The sequence below is a fragment of the Acinetobacter colistiniresistens genome (genome assembly GCF_024582815.1).
Taxonomy (GTDB): Bacteria; Pseudomonadota; Gammaproteobacteria; order Pseudomonadales; family Moraxellaceae; genus Acinetobacter.
Map to the genome: position 1 here is coordinate 662,329 of NZ_CP102099.1, position 25,673 is coordinate 688,001.

A 25,673-nucleotide genomic window follows, 5' to 3' on the forward strand; every position below is an offset into this window, starting at 1 on the left:
TTTTTAAGAGAAATATGTGGAGAATCTTCATTGTTTTAATGGAATAATGAATCGATCTTCACAGTTTCTCTGCATTTTTAACGTACAGTAGTTCACATGAGAGACATCCGAAGTCAATAAGGTGCATCATGAAAAAATTTTTCATTATCTTGGTATTAGGTTCGACAACCCTGTTCAGTAGTCTGGGGACTTTCGCAGGTCCACATGATCGCGACGATGATTCTCGTGGCGGCTGGCAAGGTGGTGGTCGTAACTTTGATCGCCCAGATGGTGAAAATCGTCAACGTGAGCGTCGTATGCGTGAAGAACGTGGTGTTGAGCGCTTAAAACAACATCGTTGGCAAGAAGGCTATGTGATGCCGCAACATTACCGTGGTAACGGCTATAAAGTCGACTATAAAGACAACAATCTACCTCGGCCAGGTCGCAACGAACAATGGTATAAAATCAATAACGACTATATTTTAGTCAACTCAGATGACAACAGTATTATTCGGATCATGGGTTTTTAGAGCGTTTTCAACACCGTCACGAAAGAAAGTTGAATGCTCGCTTTACGAAGAGATTTATCTTTTCGTTTTTTTCGTTAGAATCAAAGCAATTGATGTACATCTGAGAACCCCATGGCGAACCAAATGATTGAAACTTCACATAGTACAACCCAAGATTATGTGCATTGGTTTCGCCACTCCGCTCCTTACATCAATGCACATCGTGATAAAACCTTTGTGTTGATGTTTGCCGGTGAAGCGGTTCAGCACGAAAATTTTCAACATATTATCCATGATATTGCCCTGCTGCACTCTTTGGGCATCCGCCTGATCTTGGTCTATGGCGCACGTCCACAAATCAATCAAAATCTGCGTGATTGTCATATCGAAGCTCCATTTCACCACAATCGTCGTGTCACCACACGTGAATCCCTGCGTGCCGTCATGAATGCAGTCGGTTCGATCCGCCTAGAGATTGAAGCATTGTTATCGATGGGTTTGGCCAACTCTCCCATGTACGGCGCTCGCATTGATGTGGTCTCTGGTAATTTTGTCACGGCGAAACCGTACGGGATTCGGGATGGTATTGATTTCCAGCTCACTGGAGAAGTCCGTTCAATTGATACCGATGCCATTCAGCGCCATTTAGATAATCATAATATTGTCTTATTGGGACCAACAGGTTATTCAACTACGGGAGAAGTCTTTAACTTACTGGCAGAAGAAGTTGCCACCAAAACAGCCATCTCCTTAAAAGCAGACAAGTTGATTTTTCTTGGTGAAAAACAAGGGCTTATGAACTCTCAACAACAATTGCTGCGTGAATTAAGTCCACGCCAGCTGGAGCCCTATATTCAGCAGAATCAGCAACAATATCCCGAGTTCGCTTTACATCTCAAACAAGCGCAACAAGCTTCTTTATCTGGTGTGCATCGCGTGCATTTAATCTCTTACACCTATGACGGTGCCTTGATTGAAGAGCTGTTTACCCGTGATGGTATTGGGACATTAATTACCGATGCACACTATGAAGAAGTGCGTATCGCCAATATTCACGATGTTGGTGGCTTGATTCATCTCCTTCGACCACTGGAACAAGAAGGCATTCTGGTTTATCGCTCACGCGAACGCCTTGAAAGTGAAATTGAACAGTTTGCTGTCATTGAACGAGATGGCATGATCTTGGCCTGTGCAGCGCTTTATCCAATCCCAGCAGATAGCAGTGAAATCCGTTCTGCTGAAATCGCCTGTGTTGCAGTCGATTCAAGTTATCGAAAATCCAATCGCGGCAGCCAAATTCTGCAATTTTTGGAAAGCAAGGCCAAACAACAAGGAATTCAACAGCTGTTTGTCCTCACCACGCGAACCGCACACTGGTTTTTAGAACAAGGCTTTATCCCTGCCAGTGTGGATGATTTACCGAATGCACGTCAGGCCCTATATAACTATCAACGTAATTCGCTAGTATTTAAAAAGAGACTGCGCTAAATATCCAGCATGATGAAGAGATATGTTTATTTTTGATAAAGATCTCTCTTCATCATCATTATCTCTGCTTAAGTCTGTATAAAGAAAAAATTTATTAAACAGAAAAATCATAAAATATAAATAAAAACAAATATTTAACATTGTTCACTTTTTAACACTTATTCCATTTATTGATAAGATTATGCAATCTTCTATTTTGCACTTTTCATCATAAGCAAAGCCTGATTACTTATTTTTTATGCAATAAAAAAAGCTTTAGCTTAATTGCTCATCTTATTTAAATCTTTTTGATTTGTCGGGGAGCACAACCAACATGGCTATTTCCATCCAGCGTTCATGGACAACATCAGCCCTCATTGCGGCAAGTCTTGCCAGTGTAATTGGTGTTACAGGTTGTGCAAAAAAACCAGAGCAGCAAGCAACAACAAAACAAGAAACCACAACATTAAATATCGGCTTTCAAAAGTATGGCATCTTGCCGATTCTCAAAGCAAAAGGTGAATTAGAAAAAAACCTTGCTGCTCAAGGTGTAACCGTGAAATGGGTGGAGTTCCCAGCGGGACCACAACTGTTGGAAGGACTCAATGTCGGGAGTGTAGTGTTTGGTGAAACAGGGGAAGCCCCGCCAATCTTTGCTCAAGCAGCCAACCGCAACTTGGTCTATATTGCCAACCAGCCTGCAGCAGCAACTGCTGAGGCTTTGATTGTTCCAAAGGATTCTCCGATTCAATCAATCCAGGATCTGAAAGGTAAACGGGTTGCGTTGAATAAAGGGTCAAATGTTCACTATCTGTTACTTAAATTACTCGAAGCCAATAATCTGACCTTAAAGGATATTCAGCCTGTTTATCTGCCACCCGCAGATGCACGTGCTGCTTTTGAAAAAGGTGCAGTGGATGCTTGGGTAATTTGGGATCCATTCCTTGCCGCAGCGGAGCAGCAAATTCATGCACGTCAGATTGCCAACGGTGAGCACTTGGTCAGTAACCATCAATTCTATCTGTCTGATCGTCAATTTGCGGAAAGTCATCCTGCAGTTCTTAACACCTTGGTCACGACGCTCAACCAAACTACAGATTGGGTCAAAGCCCATCCTGATGCAGCTGCACAATTGTTAGAAAAACCCACTGCACTTGAGCTTGATATTTTAAAAACATCCATTTCCCGCATGGGTTTTGGCGTTCTACCCATTTCTGAAAAAGTTGCAAAAGAACAGCAGTATGTTGCTGATGCCTTCTACGCTCAACAACTCATTCCAAAACAGCTCGTCATTCAAGATGCCTTATTGACCCCCAAAAAATAATTGACCTTTCATCAGTACATACGAGTTCAAGGAGATTGCAATGCAACAACAAGCCCACCGATTCAAATGCCTCATCGCCTTGACGAGCCTGGGTATGCTGCTTTCTACTCCGGTTTGGGCGGTTGATCCAACGGTCAAACAACTACGCATTGGTTTTCAAAAAAGCTCGATTAACTTTGCAATCGCCAAACAACAAAAACTATTGGAACAAGAGTTCCCAAATGCCAAGGTCAGCTGGAATGAATTCCCCGCAGGTCCACAGATTTTAGAAGCGCTCGCAGTCGGTTCAATCGATGTCGGTGTGACTGGAGATGCACCTCCAGTTTATGCGCAGGCGGCAGGAAAACCGCTTTACTATATCGCTTATGAAACGGCAAAACCTTTGGCTTCCGCTATTTTAATTCCAAAGAACTCAAACTTGAAGCAACTGAGTGAGCTTAAAGGTAAACGTATCGCTCTACAAAAAGGTTCCAGCGCACATTTCTTATTGGTACAAGCCGTACGTAAGGCAGGATTGAAGTGGAGTGATATTCAGCCGATCTGGTTAACCCCGGCCGATGCACGTGCCGCTTTTCAAAAAGGGGCTGTCGATGCTTGGGCCATTTGGGATCCTTATTATGCATCGACCCAGTTAGAAGATCAGGCCAAAGTCTTGGCAACAGGACAAAATCTCAGTCCAAATTATACGTTTTATCTGGCTGCACCAAATTTTGTGCAGCAATCACCTCAAGCCGTTGCAGCTCTCTTAAAACAAATTAACCAAGCAGATCGTTGGGTACAACAACATCAAAGCGAAACAGCCGACCTGATTGGGAAAGCTACTGGCCTGAAACCGACGGTTAGCAATTTATTTGTGCAGCGCCGCCCACGGTCTTCTGCTGCCGCACCACTCAATGCCAAAGTGATTGCGGAGCAACAGCAGCTCGCCGACATTTTTACCCAGCAAGGCATTATCCCGAATAGCATCAGCATCAAACAAGCTGTTTGGCAAGCCAAATAATTTCAACATATAGGTAAGCATATGAATATTTTCTGGTTTATTCCCACTCATGGTGACAGTCGTTATTTAGGCACCAGCAAGGGTGCTCGTCAGGTCGATCATGCTTATATGAAACAGATTGCCGTTGCCGTAGACAATCTGGGATATGCAGGGGTACTCATTCCAACAGGACGCTCTTGTGAAGACCCTTGGATCACCGCTGCCAGCCTGATTGATGCCACCAAACAGCTTAAATTTCTGGTTGCACTGCGTCCCGGTATCACCACACCAGCACTTGCAGCACGTATGGCCGCCACCTTTGATCGCCTGTCGAATGGTCGTATTTTATTGAATCTGGTGACTGGTGGGGATGAGCAGGAACTTAAAGGCGATGGCCTGTACGAAGATCACAGCACCCGTTATCAGACCGCCTCCGAATATGTCAAAATCTGGCGTGAAATTCTCACCCGTTCACACACAGGGGAAGCTTTTACTTTTCATGGTGAGCGCCTAAGCGTCGATGATGCCAAATTACTTTATCCACCAGTGCAACAGCCTTATCCCCCCCTCTGGTTTGGGGGATCTTCAGAAGCAGCAACTGAGCTGGCGGCTGAACAGGTCGATACCTACTTGACGTGGGGCGAGCCTCCTGCTGCAGTCAAACAGAAAATTGAACATTTACGTGCCAAAGCAGCAGCCAAGGGCCGTATCCTGAATTATGGGATTCGCTTACATGTGATTGTACGTGAGACCAATGAACAGGCTTGGGCTGCAGCGGATGAACTGATTCAATATCTAGATGACGCAACGATTGCTGCCGCTCAGAAAAAATTTGCGCAAATGGATTCGGTTGGTCAGCAACGTATGGCCGCACTGCACGGCGGACGTAAAGACCAGCTGGAAGTTTCTCCAAACTTATGGGCAGGCATTGGTCTAGTTCGTGGTGGCGCAGGAACAGCCTTGGTCGGTGATCCTGAAACTGTTGCTGCAAGAATTCAGGAATATGCTGATTTAGGCATAGATACTTTTATTTTCTCAGGCTACCCACACTTGGAAGAATCCATCCGTTTTGCCGAACTGGTGTTCCCATTACTGCCTCTTAAAACTCGTGAAAAACTGGCGCAGCCTCATCTCACAGGCCCATTCGGAGAAATCATTGCCAATAACTATGTCCCTGAGACCAAGGAAACAAAAACCTTGATCAAGGAGGACGCATGAGTGCAAAACCTTTTTTGAATGATGTTTCACGTGGAACACAAAATATAAGCAAAGTTCTGCTGCCTTGGCTATTCCCGATTTTGCTCCTTCTCGTCTGGCAAGCAGCCTCAAGTTCCGGTCTTTTACAAAGTCGCGTTTTACCTGCCCCAACCGCTGTGGTGAGTGCCTTTTGGCATTTGTTACTGAGCGGTGAACTTTGGCAGCATGTCAAAGTCAGTGCAGGGCGTGCCTTGCTCGGTTTATTGATTGGTGGCGGGCTCGGTCTGGTTTTAGGACTGCTCAATGGTTCATCGCGTTTGGCTTCAACTTTACTGGACACCACCCTGCAAATGATTCGTAACATCCCTGCACTGGCGCTGATTCCACTGGTGATTTTATGGTTTGGGATTGATGAAACGGCCAAACTGTTTTTGGTCGCTGTTGGGGTGTTCTTTCCAATTTATATCAATACCTATCATGGGATTCGCTCGGTTGACCCACAATTGATCGAAATGGGCAAAAGCTATGGACTGAATCGCTGGCAACTGTACAAAGACATTATTTTACCAGGAGCGATGCCGTCCATTCTAGTTGGACTCCGCTTTGCACTCGGTCTGGTCTGGGTACTGCTGATTGTTGCTGAAACCATTTCCGCGCAGTCTGGCATTGGTTATATGACCATGAATGCTCGCGAGTTTTTACAAACCGACATTGTCTTGGTTGGGATTTTACTCTATGCCCTGCTGGGTAAATTAGCCGATGTTTTGGCCCAGGCTTTAGAGCGTTATTTATTACGCTGGCATGCAGGCTACCAAAAATAAAAGGAGATCACGATGAGTAACCTCAATTTAAATTTTTATGACAACAATCTCATTCAGCCGATTGCTGAGCCAGAAAGCACAACGACACCCGCCAATGGCGCAGATATTCTGATTGAGCAACTGTATAAATTTTATGGCGACGTTAAGGTACTTGAAGACTTAGACCTGAATATTCAAGCAGGTGAGTTTTTGGCAATCGTTGGACGTAGCGGTTGTGGTAAAAGTACGCTGTTGCGCTTGATTGCCCAACTGGAAAAAGCCAGTTATGGCGAAATCAAATTCCAGTCTGCCCGTCATTTCCGCGAAGGGATTACCAATGCAGATATCCGTGTCATGTTTCAAGACCCTCGCCTTCTGCCTTGGAAAAGTGTTTTACACAATGTACAACTGGGCTTGCCGAAAGATCAGCAGCAGCTTGCCGCAACGCTATTAGAAAAAGTAGGTTTAAAAGAAAAAGCCAATCACTGGCCAGCACAGCTTTCTGGCGGACAACGGCAACGTGCTGCACTGGCACGTGCCTTATCCCATGCCCCACGTATTTTACTCTTAGACGAACCTCTGGGTGCCTTAGATGCGCTGACTCGCTTAGAGATGCAAAATTTGATTGAACGTTTATGGAGAGAACAAGGTTTTACTGCGATTCTGGTCACCCATGATGTCAGTGAAGCGGTACAACTTGCTGATCGAATTATTCTGTTAGATCAGGGGCATATTGCGCATAGCTTTCAGGTCAATCTACCCCGCCCTCGCAAAAAGAGCATTGCCTTTGCACAACTTGAGCAACAAGTACTTGAGGCGGTTTTAGCCACCTAAAACCCGCAAACAAGTCCGTTTAGCTTTATGAACAATTGATGAATTATTTACAAAATATGTATGCGCTGTTTTAGATTTCAATAATTATCAAATACATCGTCACCATTGGTCTAAGAAGCATAGCTTTTTCGATAAAAAAATTATGTTACTGTGCACAAATCCAACAATTTATCTTACAATGTCAAAGACATTTTTTGAATTAAGCTCGCAGATGGAACAGAAAAAAAGTACACAAAAGCGCAATCAACTGCTGAATGCTGCCCTCGATGTTTTTTCCGTCTATGGGTTCAGTGGTGCCAGTCTGGATGAGATTGCGCAACTGGCAAATATGCACAAATCTAATATTTTCTACTACTATGAAAATAAAGAATCACTTTATGTCGAAGTGCTCACCACGGTCTTACAAAAATGGCTTGCACCCTTGCAAACCCTAGAGTCAGAGCTTGAACCAACAGAAGCACTCACGCATTATTTAATTCAAAAAATCGAAAGCTCACGTGACCAACCCAAAGCCTCACGTTTATTTGCACTTGAGATCATTCAAGGCGCACCACATATTTTACCGATCTTAAAAGGCCCTCTGAAAAAGCTGTTTAAACGTAAAGCCAAAGTCATTCAAACCTGGCAAGAACAAGGCAAATTATCAGCAGATATTGATCCAGAACTTTTAATTCTGAATATCTGGGCCATTACACAGAATTATGCGGATTTCTCAACCCAGATTGAAATGGTGACAGGGAAAACCTTACGTAACCGTAGTATGTTCCAACGTACAATCGAACATACTGTACATGTGATGTTATACGGCGTATTGCCACGCTAAACACTCAAAATATTGTCCAAGAAGCCCATCGATTTGATGGGCTTCTTGATTTAAAAATGTGCCTGATACAGCGCCAGTAATTTTTGTGCCCCAAGTAACAGGTTTTCTTCCCAATCTAAATGAGCCGTATCATTGGCACCATCTGTAATATATTTGACCGAGATTAAACGCACTCCTAGCTTTTGACAGACTTTGGCTAAAGCGTAGGCCTCCATATCCACCAAATTACAGCTCACTTTCGGTACGCCTGTTTCAAACGAATCGCCTGTACCACAGATCCCTTTGGGTAAAAGCTCAAAATGGGGCTGGGTATGAATCTCTGCAGGAATTTCGTCATCCATCGGGGTCACTCCAACTGCAAAACCGAGTGGAGACACATCCATATCGCGCTGTACAAAAGTAACCACCTCAACCAGACTGTGCGCGTCGAAATGTGAACTACCTGCACTACCTAGATTGATCAGCGTTTTACAGCCTGTCTTTTGAATCACTTCAAATGCCTTGAATGCTGCATTAATTTTGCCGATGCCACTGTAATGAACGTCAATACCAGCTTGTTCAAACAACCCTTTAGACTCATTCGGCAAAGCCATAATCAGAGCAACATCAGCATTCATAAAAAGACTCGTTCAAATAAAAATAGAGACATAAACAAGGTGTGCTTTAGCACACCTTGATATTATTGCATCTTCTGCTGTAAGGCGACCAAACAAGGAGAGAAAAATAGTTGACCGCTATAGGCTCCTGCCAGCGTTTTCTTCATCACCAATGCCCACAAACCCACCAGCAACACGCTTAAAACCACTGCTACATACTGTAACAAGTCGAGATGTAGTTGATGCGCCAAGTTAAAGATCGCCAAGATAAACACACCGAATGGGAAAGTCAGCCCCCACCAACCCAAGTTAAATGGAATTCCAGTACGCATATGACGCAGTGTGGTCAAAATCGCAATCCCAAACCACCATAGACCAAAACCTAATAGCACCAAACTTGCCACAATGCCCAAGGCTGGCAGTAATGTGGCTAAGCCTTCGAAACCCATCGCCTGCATGATACGTGGCGCTTGTTCACCGAGTAGCAATAATGCCAATGCCCCTGTTCCAATCGGTCCTAAACATAACCAGCTAGAAATCGCGACTTCTTTCTCAGGTAATTGATGCAAAGCCAGACGTAGCATCAAAATGGTTAAGATCGCAAAAGCAGGTAGTACAGAAATGCCCCACAACACATAGCCTGTGATCAAGATGGTTAATGCATGCTGATCTGCTGCTAAATGTTGCAATAGCAGCCCCGCAGAGCTGGCAGCGACTTCACAGGCCACGATCGGGAGTAACCACACTGCGGTCATGCGATGTAATTGATGATCTTGGCAGCTAAACATACAAAACGGCACCGCCCATGCAATCACCACTGCCAGAAACACATCCAGATACCAGAGATAGGTCGCAATCTGGATGGCAATATCACCATATAAATGAGTCCCAAAACTGAGAAAACCATTGGCAATCGTCGCTAAGCCCATCGGAATCGCACCGAGGAATAAGCTCATGTTGGAATGAGTAAAAATCTGCTTAGCTTCAGCCGGAAATAAAATCCAGCGTAAGATATAGAGCACACTAAAGGTGCTAAATAACAGAATATTAAACTGCCATAATTTGGTCGCAAGCATAAATAAGATCGATGAAGCGAAAGGCAGCTGTGCTAAAATCATTGCCACCACACCCGTACCCATAGTTGCAGTAAACCAGTTTGGGGTAAAATGGCGAATCACATCGGTGCTCTGCTCTAGTTGATAAAACGGCTTTTTCATCTCTATCTCGATATCAAGCGACTATGAAACTATTTTAGATCAACCTTTAAATAAGAAAAATTGATTTATTTTTATTTAATGAATCAATTTAATTGATATAAAAACTTTAAATATTGAAATTTTTCTGTGTAAAAACACAACAACAAGACGAAACGCTGAGAATATGGCAATATATAGCCTTTGCAAAAATCACTGTATTTAACGCCCATGAAGTTGCTTCGTCTCAACGCATTATCGCCAGACTTTCAGTTACCCCCAACTGCGGTAACGATTGGCAATTTTGATGGTGTCCATCTTGGCCATCAGGCGATGATCAGCCAATTGAAAAGTCTGGCTGAGGCACAAGGCCTAAAAACACTGGTGATGATTTTTGAGCCACAACCGCTTGAATTTTTTAAAGGTTATGAAGCGCCACCACGGATCAGCTCACTCAGAGAAAAAGTAGAATATTTAACTGAGCTGGGTGTGGACTACATTGCTGTTGCGAAATTCGACCAATATTTTAGAAGTTTAAATGCTACTGAATTTGCTGAACTACTCAAATTAAAACTTAATGCACAAAGTTTGGTACTCGGCGATGACTTCCATTTTGGCAAAGACCGCCAAGGCAACAGCGAATTTTTACGCGATTATGGCTTTGACGTGACCAATTTAAATACCGTCGCTTTAAATGGTGAACGTGTCAGTTCAACCCGTATTCGTCAAGTTTTACAAGAAGGTGATCTGGCATTGGCAGCCAAACTATTGGGTCGCCCTTATAGCATCACAGGCCGTGTGCAATATGGCGATCAGATTGGTCGAACCCTTGATTTTCCAACCATTAATGTTCGTTTAAACCGTCACAAACCATGTTTAAACGGGATTTATGCGGTGGATGTAGTCTGTGAAAATGCATCCTTGAATGCAAAAGTAAAACATGTCGATCCTGCCCTGAACGGGATTACAGGCTATCAAGCCGACAGTTTATTTGGTGCAGGTCATGTGGGGACACGCCCAGCCATCAAACAAGTCCATCCAGAATGGCGATTAGAGGTACATTTCCCTGATGTTTCTGCTAATCTGTATGGCTTATTGATGCGGGTCACTTTCCTTCACTATTTACATGGTGAACTGAATTACCCTTCGCTTGAAGCCCTCAAAGCTGGAATTAATCATGATGTGCAACAGTTACGAGACTATCGGACCAGTACACCAGAATTTCCATTTTAAATTTAATTAGTAGGGTTTGTTTACACTTCACAATGCTTGCGACAGAGGAGTTTTTTAGACGATACAAGGCATGACTTGCGAAATTTAGTCATTCTAAATGAGCCAAGTTATAACGCAGTAGCGGCAAAAAATATCCCTGTCCCGAAGGGTTATAGCTAAAACTGCCCCAAACATCGTTATGAGACTTGACAAGGGGATCGCCATTGCCTACGTTTCATGCCTTGTTTGTGTGGTTTTAGCCAATAACGCAAGGCATGGCTGAAGTGTTAACAGACCCTAAAGTAATACATGTCAGTTTACAAACTGATCAAACTGGAAGAAAACTTGCATGAGCGATAAGCAAACTCCTGAAAATGCAGTGGATTATAAAGCCACACTCAATTTGCCAGCGACTGAATTTGCCATGAAGGCAAACTTGGCTGTGCGTGAAGCCAAATGGTTAGAAGAGTGGTATGCCGACAACATTTATCAGCAGATTCGTGAATCGCGTATTGGCAAGAAAAAATATGTACTGCATGATGGCCCTCCCTATGCCAATGGTCAAATCCATTTAGGTCATGCTGTCAATAAAGTCCTCAAAGACATCATCATTAAAAGCCGCGTTTTAGACGGCTTCGATGCACCGTATGTGCCAGGTTGGGACTGTCACGGTCTGCCAATCGAACTGAAAGTCGAAGAAAAAGTCGGTAAAGTGGGCGTTAAAGTCGATGCTTCAACCTTCCGTAAAGCTTGTCGTGAATATGCGTATACCCAAGTCGAACTACAAAAGAAAGACTTTGTGCGTATGGGTGTGTTCGGTGATTGGGACAATCCGTACCTGACCATGAACTTCAAGCAAGAAGCGGATATCGTGCGTGCACTGGGCGCTATTGCCAAAGCAGGCCATATCGAACCGGGTTTAAAACCTGTGAACTGGTGTATGGACTGTGGTTCTTCTCTGGCTGAAGCTGAAGTTGAATACGAAGATAAAAAATCAGATGCGATTGATGTTGGCTTTACCGTGGTTGATCTCAAAGAGCTCAGCGCACGTTTGAATGTTGATGTTCAAGATGCCACGGATATCGTGATCTGGACTACCACACCATGGACCTTGCCTGCCAACCAAGCCGTGGCGCTACACGCTGATATCGACTATCAATTGGTTCAAGTGACCACTGAACGTGGTACGCAAAACTTTATTCTGGCCAAGGATTTGGTTGAATCTGCAATCGAACGCTACAAACTGGCAAATCCAGTTGTACTTGCTGATTTCAAAGGGGCTGCGATCGAAAACCTGTTATTGCAACATCCTTTACTGGCCGATCGTCAAGTGCCTGTGATTTTAGGTGAACACGTGATTGCGACCAGCGGGACTGGTGCAGTACATACCGCACCCGGTCATGGTGTGGACGATTATAAAGTTGGCTTGCTGTATCAATTAAAAGTTGAAAATCCTGTCGGTGGTAATGGTGTTTATTTACCAACATCACCTATTTTTGCAGGGGAACACATCTATAAAGCCAATCCTCAAATCATTGAGGCCTTGGGTGCAGTTGGTCGTCTATGGGCACATCAGCCAATCAAACATAGCTATCCGCACTGCTGGCGCCATAAAACTCCAATTATCTTCCGTGCAACACCACAATGGTTTATCAGCATGGATGCCAATGGTCTGCGCCAAAATGCCTTGAATGCAATTGAAAACGAGATCGAATTTGTGCCTGATTGGGGCCAAAGCCGTATTCAGTCGATGATCGAAGGTCGTCCAGACTGGTGTATCTCACGTCAACGGACTTGGGGTGTGCCAATCCCATTCTTCGTACACAAAGACACCAATGCCCTGCATCCACGTACCCCTGAATTGATCGAAGAAGTGGCTAAACTGATCGAACAAGAAGGCATTGATGGCTGGTATAACCGTGAAGCTAGCGAATTCATCGGTGCTGATGCTGAGCAATACAATGCCATTCGTGACACCTTAGATGTCTGGTTTGACTCTGGAACTACACATTATGCCGTGTTACGCGAGCGTGATGATCTGCAAGAGCCAGCAGACCTCTATCTGGAAGGTTCAGATCAACATCGTGGCTGGTTCCAATCATCGTTATTAACCTCTATTGCCATCAATGAACGTGCGCCATATAAAGGTCTGCTCACGCATGGTTTCGTGGTCGATGAGAAAGGCCGCAAGATGTCTAAGTCATTGGGGAATATCATTACCCCACAAGACATCATTAAAGATATGGGTGCAGATGGCTTACGTTTCTGGATCGCATCTGCGGACTATCGCTATGAAATGACGGCTGGTAAGGAAATCTTTAGCCGTGCCTCTGATGGCTATCGTCGTATCCGTAATACCTTACGTTTCTTGTTGGCCAACTTAAATGGTTTCAAACCATCGACAGATGCTTTACCAGTCGACCAACTGATTGCCTTGGATCAATACATCTTGCAACGCGCTGCTGAGGTTCAAAAAACCATCCAGCAAGCCTATGAAGAGATGAATTTCCATATTGTCACCAATGCATTGACCAACTTCTGTATTAACGACTTAGGTGGTTTCTATCTCGACATCATCAAAGATCGTCAGTACACCACTAAAGCAGATTCTCAAGCACGTCATTCTGCACAAACAGCGCTATATCACATCGTACAAGCCTTTGTACGCTGGATGTCACCAATCTTGAGCTTTACCGCACAAGAAGCTTGGCCATTGATTCCTGAACAAACCGGTAAATATGTGTTCACGGCTGAATGGTATGACATCCCAACCGCATCAACAGCAAACTTACTGTCTGAAGCAGATTGGCAAACATTGATTAGCGTAAAATCAGCAGTAAATAAACAGATCGAAGCCGCACGTAACGCTAAACTCATCGGCAGTAACTTATCTGCCAAAGTTGAACTTTGGGCAGATGAAGCCTTACAGACATTGTTAAACCAATTGGCTGATGAATTACGTTTTGTCTTGATCACCTCTCAAGTCATCGTTCACCCTTATGCTGAACAAGGTGAAAGCACGGATCTTGCAGGATTACGTGTCCAAGTCTCCGCAGCAGATGGTGAAAAATGTGTACGTTGCTGGCATGTACTGCCTGATGTAAATACACATGTTGGCCATCCTGGTTTATGCGCTCGTTGTATTATCAACGTCACTGGCAGTGGCGAAGTGAGAAAATATGCATAATTCTGTGCAAACTAGCCCAGCAAAAAAAGGCTTATTCCAATTTTATCCGCATAACCTGCTTTGGCTTGGACTTTCAGTCCTCGCCATTGTGTTGGACCAATGGACTAAATGGATTGCCAGTTCACATTTAAATTATGCAGATCCTGTTCCAGTACTGCCCTTTTTAAATTGGACCTTGTTGCATAACTATGGTGCAGCATTCAGCTTTTTGTCTGATGCAGGCGGCTGGCAACGCTACTTCTTCACCTCTTTAGCAGGTGTGGTATCGCTCATTTTCATTTTCTGGCTGATGCGTATGCCAAAGAAAATGATCGTGTTACCAATGGCGATCGCGTTGATTCTCGGTGGTGCAATTGGCAATCTGATTGACCGTGTCAGCTTAGGCTATGTGGTCGATTTTATTCATGTTTACTATCAAAATAGTCATTTTCCAGCCTTCAATCTTGCAGATAGCTCAATTACGCTAGGCACGATTTTGCTGCTGATTGATACCTTCTTCCTTGAGAAGAAACGTAACCAAAACGTGGATGCATAACATGACTGAAATTATTCAACCAAACGAAGAAATTCGTATTCAAGATGGCTCAAAAGTTGAATTACACTTTTCCGTCTCTATTGAAAATGGTGTTGAAATCGATAACACTCGCGGTCGTGAAGAACCAGTCAGCCTTGTGATTGGCGATGGTAACTTACTGCCAGGATTTGAAAAGGCACTCTTTGGTTTACGTGCAGGCGACCGTCGTACCGTACATTTACCACCAGAAGATGCTTTTGGTCCTTGGAATCCTGAAAATATCCAAATCTTTGATACGGTTAAATTTGAACAACGCCCAATCGTGGGTCATATGATTGAGTTTGAAGACAAGGCCAAAGCTACACTGTTTGGTATTGTAAAATCGGTCAATGATGACACCACAGAAATCGATTTTAACCATCCACTCGCAGGAAAAAATATTACCTTTGAAGTGGAAATCTTCAAAGTCACCCCTGCGGGTCAGCAAGGCATCAAATTGATGTAACAAAAAAGCTCTCAAATGAGAGCTTTTTTTATCGCCTAAAAAAAGTATAAGATCATTTAAAGGCATTCATTTTAAAATCAAAGCAATAACACAGGAATTTAAACATGCTCATTTATATTATTGTTGGTAGTGTACGCGAAGGGCGTACCGCGATCAAAGTCGCAAATTGGGTACAACAAGCAACAACTGAACTCGCATTAAAAGATATTCAAACTGAAGTTGTTGATCTTAAGGAATGGGACTTACCGCTATTTGCAGGTTCTCATCCACCAGCAACAGGCATCTATGATCAGCCGAAACAACAGCAATGGGCAGATAAAATTGCGCAGGCACAGGCATTTATCTTCATTAGCCCTGAATATAATCATGGCTATAGTCCAGCACTCAAGAATGCCTTGGATTATGTCGGTAAAGAATGGCAAGGCAAACCTGCAGCCTTTATCGGCTATGGTTCAACCAATGGCTCACGTTCAATCAGTCAAATTCGCCAAGTAACCTCAAGCTTAGGCCTCGTTGATCCCAATGCGGTGATTGAAATTCGTGACATCTTTAAACGTAATAAAGACGAGAACTTTGAAGCCAATGAGTTTGAAGTGAAAGGATTAGCAGCGCTGATTGCTAAATTACAGAAATATAATCTCGCTTAGTTGTACGCCTAAGCGTACATTGATCAGGTAGATTTGCGTCTGTTCCACTTTCGACTTAATCGCTAATATATGAAACATAGAGAGACAGGAAGTCTCATTGAGAATAATAAAACACACAGGACGTGGTCGTTAATAGGATATCAACGACATAAACTGAATATAAAGAAGCCCCGTCAGGATGATGGGGCTTCTTTTTTTATCCGCGATTTAAAGACTTTTTAAATACGCAATCATTTCGGTATGATCCGCACAAGGTTGGAATAGTAAATACAGATACTAACCTCTGTTTGGCGAACAAGTAAAAGAAATCGCTACGAGATCTTTTACCTACTAAAACTGTTCTACAACGTAAATCCCTCCAACATCATTTACGAGCTCATATACTTGTTTGTCGGAAAAATCTTGGTGGCTTACCTCTATACTTTCTCTCTTCAAGCTCAATGCATGCAAACATTCCTAGAGAGCTTAATAATCCAGCCACAACTACTGCGTATATACCGAGTCCTAAGCCAATAGAAATACTTAAATCAAATTTATCGTTAACTAGTTGAGGAAAGACTAAAAAAATAAAAGCACTCAAAGCAGCACCGACGAATAAGCCCGTTTTTCCTGCCTCAGCTCGTTCATGTCTCGTCGCTGAATATGCAACATCTGCATGACATACTCTACATACGGTTTGCCGATGTTCAACAAAAGAACGGCAATGCCCACATATCCAACCGTCTTTTATAGGATATTCAATAGGTGATTTACCTTCTAGCTCTCGACGGGTGTTTTCTTCTGAGACTTGCTTCCATTGTAGTAATAAGCTTACAGCGTAAACTTTCTCATCATTATCAATAAGTTTTGCGCAGTTTTGGCAAAGCCAAATACCATTTGATATATGGGACCTTTTGTCTTTCGTTAATAAAGAATCGAAACGTGGACCACCTTCTGAAGCTCCAGTAATATGAGCAGCTACACCAATTCTTGTTGCCTTTTCCTCATTGGAATTTGGTCCAGACGTCAAACATCGACATTCCGGATTAGAACAACGGTTTCCAACTCGTTCCTGTAATGTTCTCTTTGATTCTTTATTAAAATCATCTCTACTATTCAAAAGTAAATTTCCTATAAATTAAAGTTTTTCCCGAAAACTGACTAAATTTATAAAATCTAACTACCATATAGCAAAAAACTGGATTGGCTTTTCATTTAAATTAATATCAACTATTGGATTTATCTAATAATTATCTTTATGCTTTTAGTTATAAATAGAATAATCTCTTCCCACTCATAAAAGTTAACCAATCAGGTCAATATTTCTAACATTTCATGCTTTTTCTTCTTATTCCTTTTCCTCCGCGCATAAAAAAACACCCCCAACTGTTATGTTGGGGGTGTTTATTATTTAAAAGCTGGCGATGACTTACTCTCACATGGCAAGTGCCACACTACCATCAGCGCTAAGAGGTTTCACTTCTGAGTTCGGGAAGGGATCAGGTGGTTCACTCTTGCTATTGTCGCCAGCAAACTGTTGTGGTGCTTTCGGGTCTTAATCACGATGTATTCATCGTATGCCTTACTTACGGTCCAAAGAGTTATTAACGGATTAGTTTAATCGAGTCGGTATTGTAACTAGTTTTCACACTAAATCAAGTTATGTATTGAATTTACCTTGAATACAACAACTGTTTGGGTGTTGTATAGTCAAGCCTCACGAGCAATTAGTATTGGTCAGCTTCACACGTCACCGTGCTTCCACACCCAACCTATCAACGTCCTAGTCTCGAACGGCTCTTTAGAGGAATAAATTCCTAGGGAAATCTTATCTTGAGGTAGGCTTCCCGCTTAGATGCTTTCAGCGGTTATCCCTTCCGAACATAGCTACCCGGCGATGCGACTGGCGTCACAACCGGTACACCAGAGGTTCGTCCACTCTGGTCCTCTCGTACTAGGAGCAGATCCTCTCAAATTTCCAGCGCCCACGGTAGATAGGGACCGAACTGTCTCACGACGTTCTAAACCCAGCTCGCGTACCTCTTTAAATGGCGAACAGCCATACCCTTGGGACCTGCTTCAGCCCCAGGATGAGATGAGCCGACATCGAGGTGCCAAACACCGCCGTCGATATGAACTCTTGGGCGGTATCAGCCTGTTATCCCCAGAGTACCTTTTATCCGTTGAGCGATGGCCCTTCCATACAGAACCACCGGATCACTAAGACCTACTTTCGTACCTGCTCGACTTGTGGGTCTCGCAGTTAAGCGCGCTTTTGCCTTTATACTCTACGCGTGATTTCCGACCACGCTGAGCGCACCTTCGTACTCCTCCGTTACTCTTTAGGAGGAGACCGCCCCAGTCAAACTACCCACCAGACATGGTCCTCGCCCCGGATTACGGGGCAGAGTTAGAACCTCAACATTACCAGGGTGGTATTTCAAGGACGGCTCCATTAGAACTAGCGTTCTAACTTCAAAGCCTCCCACCTATCCTACACAAGTAAGGTCAAAGTTCAATGTCAAGCTGCAGTAAAGGTTCACGGGGTCTTTCCGTCTAGCCGCGGGTACACTGCATCTTCACAGCGATTTCGATTTCACTGAGCCTCTGCTGGAGACAGCGCCGCCATCATTATGCCATTCGTGCAGGTCGGAACTTACCCGACAAGGAATTTCGCTACCTTAGGACCGTTATAGTTACGGCCGCCGTTTACTGGGGCTTCGATCAAGAGCTTCGCTTACGCTAACCCCATCAATTAACCTTCCAGCACCGGGCAGGCATCACACCCTATACGTCCACTTTCGTGTTTGCAGAGTGCTATGTTTTTAATAAACAGTTGCAGCGGCCTGGTTTCTGTGGCTGCCAATAGCTCAGGGAGCAAGTCCCATCACCGTCAGCAGCGTACCTTCTCCCGAAGTTACGGTACCATTTTGCCTAGTTCCTTCAGCAGAGTTCTCTCAAGCGCTTTGGTCTACTCGACCTGACCACCTGTGTCGGTTTCGGGTACGATTCCTGTGTAACTGAAGCTTAGAGACTTTTCCTGGAAGCATGGTATCAGCCACTTCACTGTACAAGTACAGCTTGCTATCAGCTCTCAGCATAGAGCACCCCGGATTTGCCTAAGATGCATGCCTACTGCCTTCCACCTGGACAACCAACGCCAGGCTGACTTAACCTTCTCCGTCCTCTCATCGCATTACACAGAAGTATTGGAATATTAACCAATTTCCCATTGACTACGCCTCTCGGCCTCGCCTTAGGGGTCGACTCACCCAGCCCCGATTAACGTTGGACTGGAACCCTTGGTCTTTCAGCGAACGGGTTTTTCACCCGTTTTGTCGTTACTCACGTCAGCATTCGCACTTCTGATACCTCCAGCATACTTCTCAATACACCTTCATCGGCTTACAGAACGCTCCCCTACCACTTGACTTAAAGTCAAATCCGCAGCTTCGGCACATAGTTTTAGCCCCGTTACATCTTCCGCGCAGGCCGACTCGACTAGTGAGCTATTACGCTTTCTTTAAAGGGTGGCTGCTTCTAAGCCAACCTCCTAGCTGTCTATGCCTTCCCACATCGTTTCCCACTTAACTATGATTTTGGGGCCTTAGCTGGCGGTCTGGATTGTTTTCCTCTTGACTACGGACGTTAGCACCCGCAGTCTGTCTCCCGGATAGTACTCATTGGTATTCGGAGTTTGCATCGGTTTGGTAAGTCGGGATGACCCCCTAGCCGAAACAGTGCTCTACCCCCAATGGTATTCGTCCGAGGCGCTACCTAAATAGCTTTCGGGGAGAACCAGCTATCACCAGGCTTGATTAGCCTTTCACCCCTATCCACAAGTCATCCCCTGGCTTTTCAACGACAGTGGGTTCGGTCCTCCAGTTAGTGTTACCCAACCTTCAACCTGCTCATGGATAGATCGCCTGGTTTCGGGTCTATACCCAGCAACTAAACGCCCTATTAAGACTCGATTTCTCTACGGCTCCCTATGCGGTTAACCTTGCTACTGAATATAAGTCGCTGACCCATTATACAAAAGGTACGCAGTCACCGAACTAGTCGGCTCCCACTGCTTGTATGCATGCGGTTTCAGGATCTATTTCACTCCCCTCACAGGGGTTCTTTTCGCCTTTCCCTCACGGTACTGGTTCACTATCGGTCAGTCAGGAGTATTTAGCCTTGGAGGATGGTCCCCCCATATTCAGACAAGGTTTCACGTGCCTCGCCCTACTCGTCATCATTGTGTGTGCCCTTTCGTGTACGGGAATATCACCCTCTACGTTCGCACTTCCCAGAGCGTTCCACTAGAACACACACAACTTAATGGGCTGCTCCCCGTTCGCTCGCCGCTACTAAGGGAATCTCAATTGATTTCTTTTCCTAAGGGTACTGAGATGTTTCACTTCCCCTCGTTCGCTTCATAAGCCTATGTATTCAGCTTATGATACCCGCCTTGTAGCGGGTGGGTTCCCCCATTCAGAAATCTCCGGATCAAAGGATATTTGCCGCCTCCCCGGAGCTTTTCGCAGGCTATCACGTCTTTCATCGCCTCTGACTGCCAAGGCATCCACCACATGCACTTAATTACTTGACTATACAACCCCAAACAGTCGTTACACCTACAAGTGGGTGTAGCAACAGAATCAATGTAAACATTAATTCATACAGCTTGTTGTTTCGTGAACTTAATCACCGTACAGCTTCAATCTAAATTCATATACCAAAACGCTTGATTCAGTGTTTTTGCTAGTTCTCAGATTAACTCTTCATCTAACTGAAATACTTACGTATTACCGTTAGTGTCAAATTAATCGAGTTTGAACAATTTATTTCAGACTCAATTCTACTAATCTGTTAATGATTAACTACCACCTCGTCGGTGCGTAGTAAACTGTGATAAATCACAGAGATTAATAAACCAGTCAACTTGGACTGTATTCACTAAACTCTATAATCTTCTTAGCTTTGAATTAATTTCGTTCTTACAAACTCTTTTAATTCATGGTGGAGACTAGGAGAGTCGAACTCCTGACCTCCTGCGTGCAAAGCAGGCGCTCTACCAACTAAGCTAAGTCCCCAGCTTATCACTTAATGAACGACATATCTTTTAATCTAAGCTTCAGCAATCAGATTTGGTGGGTCTGACAAGACTTGAACTTGTGACCCCACGCTTATCAAGCGTGTGCTCTAACCAACTGAGCTACAGACCCTCAGATACATCTTCGAAGAACAACTTGTTGTGGATTCTTACCAGTCACCAATCTTTCGTTAAGGAGGTGATCCAGCCGCAGGTTCCCCTACGGCTACCTTGTTACGACTTCACCCCAGTCATCGGCCACACCGTGGTAAGCGTCCTCCTTGCGGTTAGACTACCTACTTCTGGTGCAACAAACTCCCATGGTGTGACGGGCGGTGTGTACAAGGCCCGGGAACGTATTCACCGCGGCATTCTGATCCGCGATTACTAGCGATTCCGACTTCATGGAGTCGAGTTGCAGACTCCAATCCGGACTACGATCGGCTTTTTGAGATTAGCATCCTATCGCTAGGTAGCAACCCTTTGTACCGACCATTGTAGCACGTGTGTAGCCCTGGCCGTAAGGGCCATGATGACTTGACGTCGTCCCCGCCTTCCTCCAGTTTGTCACTGGCAGTATCCTTAAAGTTCCCGACATTACTCGCTGGCAAATAAGGAAAAGGGTTGCGCTCGTTGCGGGACTTAACCCAACATCTCACGACACGAGCTGACGACAGCCATGCAGCACCTGTATCTAGATTCCCGAAGGCACCAATCCATCTCTGGAAAGTTTCTAGTATGTCAAGGCCAGGTAAGGTTCTTCGCGTTGCATCGAATTAAACCACATGCTCCACCGCTTGTGCGGGCCCCCGTCAATTCATTTGAGTTTTAGTCTTGCGACCGTACTCCCCAGGCGGTCTACTTATCGCGTTAGCTGCGCCACTAAAGCCTCAAAGGCCCCAACGGCTAGTAGACATCGTTTACGGCATGGACTACCAGGGTATCTAATCCTGTTTGCTCCCCATGCTTTCGTACCTCAGCGTCAGTATTAGGCCAGATGGCTGCCTTCGCCATCGGTATTCCTCCAGATCTCTACGCATTTCACCGCTACACCTGGAATTCTACCATCCTCTCCCATACTCTAGCTTCCCAGTATCGAATGCAATTCCCAAGTTAAGCTCGGGGATTTCACATCCGACTTAAAAAGCCGCCTACGCACGCTTTACGCCCAGTAAATCCGATTAACGCTCGCACCCTCTGTATTACCGCGGCTGCTGGCACAGAGTTAGCCGGTGCTTATTCTGCGAGTAACGTCCACTATCCTAGAGTATTAATCTAAGTAGCCTCCTCCTCGCTTAAAGTGCTTTACAACCATAAGGCCTTCTTCACACACGCGGCATGGCTGGATCAGGCTTCCGCCCATTGTCCAATATTCCCCACTGCTGCCTCCCGTAGGAGTCTGGGCCGTGTCTCAGTCCCAGTGTGGCGGATCATCCTCTCAGACCCGCTACAGATCGTCGCCTTGGTAGGCCTTTACCCCACCAACTAGCTAATCCGACTTAGGCTCATCATTTAGCGCAAGGTCCGAAGATCCCCTGCTTTCTCCCGTAGGACGTATGCGGTATTAGCATTCCTTTCGGAATGTTGTCCCCCACTAAATGGCAGATTCCTAAGCATTACTCACCCGTCCGCCGCTAGGTTAGGTAGCAAGCTACCCTTCCCCGCTCGACTTGCATGTGTTAAGCCTGCCGCCAGCGTTCAATCTGAGCCATGATCAAACTCTTCAGTTTAAAATCATTAGTAGCTTATGGCTACAAATCTTGGCTCATCAATTTTCTGACTAAAAATTCGCTCAAATAAACTTCGAGAAATTTCTACTCTTCAATCAATGAAATATTTTCGATTGATCAACTAGTAAAAATCCACACAAGTTGTTCTTCTATTCTCTTAATGATCTTTTCACCACCTCGTCAGCGGCAAATCAACGCAATAAATATTTAACAACTTAACCAGTAAAGCTAAGTTATTTTTGCTTCATCGCGTCGGGATGAGTGCATTATAGGAGATTTTTTTTAGGGTGCAAGCTTTTTTAAACCCTTGTTTTATCGAGTGTTCTTTTTTTACACACCAATATGTTCAACAAAGCAGCATAATTCTTGTAAGCATATAAAATTAAAGCAGAAATATATTTTAAATATTTCTGCTTTGTTTTTACTTGTTGCTCTTTATCTGAACACTAATAATTTTAATCGGTTGTTTTGGTACATTTTGATGCATTCCATAGTTACCTGTGGGTACATTGACAATCTTATCGACAATATCCATCCCTTTGGTCACTTTACCAAATACAGCATAACCCGCATCCATTGCTGATTTATTTAAAAAGCTATTGTCCGCCACATTAATAAAGAACTGGCTGCTTGCTGAGTTCGGGTTACTGGTACGTGCCATTGCTAAAGTACCGCGTGTGTTCTTCAAGCCATTGCCCGACTCATTCACGATTGGTGCTTTGGTTGCCTTCTCAATCATATTGGCATCTAAACCACCACCCTGCACCATAAAGCCAGGAATCACACGATGGAAGATCGTGCCTGTATAGAAGTTGCTTTTTACATAGCTTTCAAAGTTTTTTGCCGACACAGGTGCTTTATCATCAAAAAGTTCGATTTCGATGTTGCCCATACTGGTTTTCATATCAACCATAGTATTTGCAAATAAATGGCTGCTTGCCAAAATTAAACCTGTTGTCATGAACAACTTTTTCATCATTGCTTTTCTCGGCTTGAACATAGATTTGTTGTGAATGCTCATCTTAGTTTTGCAAATTCAATTTTGCTATTTCTATTTGTTATCTTTCATAAAGAAAACCGATGTTTCACGTGAAACATCGGTTTGAGGATTTGGCCTGTAGATAATTAACTATGTTTATCCCAGAACTTTCTAAAGTTTTTCGCTACTTCAATGGTATTGCGTTTTGCCTTACTTGAGATTGGTGTCAGATTAATAAAGCCATGGGTTTGATCGGGATAATCGACATATTGCACTTTAACGCCATTTTGTCTGAGTTTATGACTATAGATTGCACCTTCATCATGCAGCAAGTCATGCCCCGCAGTAATGACATAAGCAGGTGCCAGTTTTTTAAGGCTGCCATAAGTCGGTGAGATCAATGGATCATCGAGTGCAACATCGTGCTGTGTTGCATAATAGTCCGTCACATAATCCACATCTTTACTGGTCAGCACCAAGCCCTCTCCATAGGCATAAAACGAAGGATGGCGGCTTTTGAAATCAACTGCTGGATAAATCAATAGCTGTGCTTGTGGTGCATAGGCTTTACCCACGGAGTGTTGCGCAACCACGGTGCTGATATTACCCCCTGCACTATCCCCTGCAACAGCAATACGGTTCTTATAAATTTTGAGCTGACGGCGGTTTTGATATACCCACGCCAATGCATCTTCACAGGATTTAATCAATAACTGTGGTGATGCTTCTGGTGCGAGTGGATAATCAATACTGAGCACCTGTACTTTTGCATACTTGGCAATCAGGCGACAGGCTTCATCATGGGTATCCAGACCGCCTACGACAAAACCACCACCATGATAGAATACAATCATCGGTAACTTTTTGTTGGGTGCAGGATGATAATGTCTGGCAAAGACGGTCCCACTTTGCAGTGGAAGGCGGATATCTTCAACCGATTCAACTGAAGTCGGCTTATTGATAATCGCCAACATCTGCGTATCAAACTGACGGCGAGATTCAATGGGATCATCACCAATAAAGCCTCTCTGGCCCTGTTTAATTTGGACGGCCATCAAACATTTAGTAAAAGAATCTAAATCTGGGTATTGATGTGGATAAGCGAGAAGCTTGGCCAGAGACTCTTGTATGATTTTAGGGAGCTTATCAAGCGCTCGTGCAGCAGGGCCTTGCCCTTTGTCTAAAATTGTTTGAATTTTTTGAGGTAATGCTGTCACTTCTGTCCCCTTGTTCGCTCTGTCCATAATTCTTGTTGTCTTCGACTATATGCTTTTCTAAAGTCTTAGATCAAGTTCAAGATTTGAAAAATATGTCGTACGCTAAAGGGCTATTATCAAAAAGTCATTAACCATAGTGCTTATTTATACCTACTTTTTATGCCAGTTAAATAATGTTTTAACACTTGTTGTTAAACCATAAAACTAGAGTCAACCAATTCACCCTAGTTTTATAGCATTTCAAAAGTGTCATTTTTATGAATCAAGTCAACTTCGCACAATGTATAGCAGTACATCAGTAAGATTGCATGTGGCATCGTGTGTTCAATCTTATGCGAAGCCAACTTCACCCTCAAAAATTATTGTGCAGTCGTACCCGCTGAACCAGAGACAGAGCCCGATACATCAGCAGAAGCACCGCCAGGTTGAACATCAACGGATGATCCACCATGGACACCAACCCCACCTTGTACACCCGTTGGGCTTGCACTTGTAGTTTGAGCTGAGCCAGAGGCGTCTAAACCACCCTGAGTTGAACAACCAACAGCAGTCAATGCAACACCAGTGATCACCATAGAGATCAATGCTAACTTTTTCATTGTGTATTTCCTTTCATTATGACGAAAAGCAAAGTTATCTTTGCGTTGCCTATGATTCACAATTTTTTTCTTGGACGTGATGCGGATTAGTTGCAGTTTGTTATGTAAGCCGCATTGTTTTGCAATTTTTCTTAAACCAACAATTCTTAGCTTTCACATAATTTTAAAGACATGAACAATCGCTAAGGTCTTATGATCGAAGTGATTTCAGCTTTATTTGATCTGTTAAATAGCACTTATCTTATTTTTTTATAATTCATAGAAATACTGCATAAGCCGCTTAAAAGATTACAATTGCGTAATTTTGGTTAAAAATAAAT

General features: G+C 44.0%; 19 protein-coding genes, 2 tRNA genes and 3 rRNA genes. 13 read left to right on the forward strand and 11 right to left on the reverse strand.

All coding sequences use genetic code 11. The features are described from left to right. Window positions 1–128: 128 nt before the first annotated feature. The 8 genes from NQU59_RS03155 to NQU59_RS03190 all read left to right on the forward strand — a co-directional run bounded on the left by NQU59_RS03155 (window position 129) and on the right by NQU59_RS03190 (window position 7,915). Entirely contained in the window at window positions 129–512 is a 384-nt protein-coding gene (locus NQU59_RS03155; protein WP_005240638.1) for an RcnB family protein, read from the forward strand. A gap of 111 nt (window positions 513–623) precedes the next feature. Continuing rightward, window positions 624–1,979, forward strand: a complete 1,356-nt coding sequence (gene argA, locus NQU59_RS03160) for an amino-acid N-acetyltransferase (protein ID WP_257064992.1) — start codon at window positions 624–626, stop codon at window positions 1,977–1,979. 313 nt (window positions 1,980–2,292) lie between these two features. Then, entirely contained in the window at window positions 2,293–3,282 is a 990-nt protein-coding gene (locus tag NQU59_RS03165; RefSeq protein WP_257064993.1) for a sulfonate ABC transporter substrate-binding protein, read from the forward strand. A gap of 94 nt (window positions 3,283–3,376) precedes the next feature. Continuing rightward, on the forward strand, window positions 3,377–4,282 hold the full coding sequence (locus NQU59_RS03170) for a sulfonate ABC transporter substrate-binding protein (protein ID WP_373462997.1): 906 nt from the start codon (window positions 3,377–3,379) through the stop codon (window positions 4,280–4,282). A 21-nt stretch (window positions 4,283–4,303) separates the two neighbouring features. After that, window positions 4,304–5,479, forward strand: coding sequence for an FMNH2-dependent alkanesulfonate monooxygenase (gene ssuD / locus NQU59_RS03175; protein ID WP_005240646.1), 1,176 nt, complete (start codon window positions 4,304–4,306; stop codon window positions 5,477–5,479). Beyond that, entirely contained in the window at window positions 5,476–6,279 is an 804-nt protein-coding gene (ssuC, locus tag NQU59_RS03180; protein WP_005240648.1) for an aliphatic sulfonate ABC transporter permease SsuC, read from the forward strand. The genes ssuD and ssuC overlap by 4 nt, the downstream gene beginning before the upstream one ends. Window positions 6,280–6,291: 12 nt before the next feature. Then, the gene (locus NQU59_RS03185; RefSeq protein WP_257064995.1) at window positions 6,292–7,092 is read left to right on the forward strand and encodes an ABC transporter ATP-binding protein; all 801 of its coding nucleotides are present in this window, start codon (window positions 6,292–6,294) and stop codon (window positions 7,090–7,092) included. A 211-nt stretch (window positions 7,093–7,303) separates the two neighbouring features. After that, window positions 7,304–7,915 (forward strand): TetR/AcrR family transcriptional regulator, encoded by a 612-nt coding sequence (locus NQU59_RS03190; protein ID WP_004773426.1) that lies wholly within the window; start codon window positions 7,304–7,306, stop codon window positions 7,913–7,915. A gap of 50 nt (window positions 7,916–7,965) precedes the next feature. On the opposite strand, the gene NQU59_RS03195 is transcribed toward NQU59_RS03190, so the two are convergent. Together NQU59_RS03195 and NQU59_RS03200 are read right to left on the reverse strand one after the other, a co-directional pair. Beyond that, on the reverse strand, window positions 7,966–8,532 hold the full coding sequence (locus NQU59_RS03195) for a phosphorylase family protein (protein ID WP_144583536.1): 567 nt from the start codon (window positions 8,530–8,532) through the stop codon (window positions 7,966–7,968). 62 nt (window positions 8,533–8,594) lie between these two features. Then, window positions 8,595–9,728 (reverse strand): TDT family transporter, encoded by a 1,134-nt coding sequence (locus NQU59_RS03200; protein WP_005240654.1) that lies wholly within the window; start codon window positions 9,726–9,728, stop codon window positions 8,595–8,597. A gap of 207 nt (window positions 9,729–9,935) precedes the next feature. On the opposite strand from NQU59_RS03200, the gene ribF reads away from it, so the two are divergent. From ribF to NQU59_RS03225, 5 genes are all read left to right on the forward strand, one after another. After that, window positions 9,936–10,937 carry a bifunctional riboflavin kinase/FAD synthetase gene (gene ribF, locus NQU59_RS03205; protein ID WP_005240655.1) on the forward strand — a complete coding sequence of 334 codons (1,002 nt, stop codon included), beginning with the start codon at window positions 9,936–9,938 and terminating at the stop codon, window positions 10,935–10,937. A 328-nt stretch (window positions 10,938–11,265) separates the two neighbouring features. Then, the gene (gene ileS, locus NQU59_RS03210) at window positions 11,266–14,103 is read left to right on the forward strand and encodes an isoleucine--tRNA ligase (RefSeq protein ID WP_257064998.1); all 2,838 of its coding nucleotides are present in this window, start codon (window positions 11,266–11,268) and stop codon (window positions 14,101–14,103) included. A gap of 4 nt (window positions 14,104–14,107) precedes the next feature. Then, window positions 14,108–14,638, forward strand: coding sequence for a signal peptidase II (lspA, locus tag NQU59_RS03215; RefSeq protein WP_162130233.1), 531 nt, complete (start codon window positions 14,108–14,110; stop codon window positions 14,636–14,638). Window position 14,639: 1 nt separating this feature from the next. Continuing rightward, entirely contained in the window at window positions 14,640–15,122 is a 483-nt protein-coding gene (locus tag NQU59_RS03220) for an FKBP-type peptidyl-prolyl cis-trans isomerase (RefSeq protein ID WP_257065001.1), read from the forward strand. 104 nt (window positions 15,123–15,226) lie between these two features. Next, window positions 15,227–15,769: an NADPH-dependent FMN reductase gene (locus NQU59_RS03225; protein WP_257065004.1), complete on the forward strand. Its 543-nt coding sequence runs from the start codon at window positions 15,227–15,229 to the stop codon at window positions 15,767–15,769. Window positions 15,770–16,145: 376 nt separating this feature from the next. Here NQU59_RS03225 and NQU59_RS03230 read toward each other — a convergent pair whose 3' ends face one another. The 9 genes from NQU59_RS03230 to NQU59_RS03270 all read right to left on the reverse strand — a co-directional run bounded on the left by NQU59_RS03230 (window position 16,146) and on the right by NQU59_RS03270 (window position 25,353). After that, window positions 16,146–16,868, reverse strand: a complete 723-nt coding sequence (locus NQU59_RS03230) for a hypothetical protein (protein ID WP_257065005.1) — start codon at window positions 16,866–16,868, stop codon at window positions 16,146–16,148. Between the two features lie 296 nt (window positions 16,869–17,164). After that, window positions 17,165–17,279 (reverse strand): 5S ribosomal RNA (rrf, locus tag NQU59_RS03235). 175 nt (window positions 17,280–17,454) lie between these two features. Beyond that, a 23S ribosomal RNA gene (locus tag NQU59_RS03240) occupies window positions 17,455–20,345 on the reverse strand. A gap of 408 nt (window positions 20,346–20,753) precedes the next feature. After that, a tRNA-Ala gene (locus tag NQU59_RS03245) sits at window positions 20,754–20,829 on the reverse strand. 55 nt (window positions 20,830–20,884) lie between these two features. Beyond that, window positions 20,885–20,961: transfer RNA gene (locus tag NQU59_RS03250), tRNA-Ile, on the reverse strand. Between the two features lie 59 nt (window positions 20,962–21,020). Continuing rightward, window positions 21,021–22,558, reverse strand: a 16S ribosomal RNA gene (locus NQU59_RS03255). Together the 16S, 23S and 5S rRNA genes with 2 tRNA genes alongside form the textbook arrangement of a ribosomal RNA operon. A gap of 421 nt (window positions 22,559–22,979) precedes the next feature. Continuing rightward, entirely contained in the window at window positions 22,980–23,537 is a 558-nt protein-coding gene (locus NQU59_RS03260; RefSeq protein ID WP_144583616.1) for a peptidylprolyl isomerase, read from the reverse strand. A 146-nt stretch (window positions 23,538–23,683) separates the two neighbouring features. Then, window positions 23,684–24,754, reverse strand: coding sequence for an alpha/beta hydrolase (locus NQU59_RS03265; RefSeq protein WP_257065007.1), 1,071 nt, complete (start codon window positions 24,752–24,754; stop codon window positions 23,684–23,686). Between the two features lie 359 nt (window positions 24,755–25,113). Beyond that, window positions 25,114–25,353, reverse strand: a complete 240-nt coding sequence (locus tag NQU59_RS03270) for a hypothetical protein (RefSeq protein ID WP_005244740.1) — start codon at window positions 25,351–25,353, stop codon at window positions 25,114–25,116. Window positions 25,354–25,673: the final 320 nt, after the last annotated feature.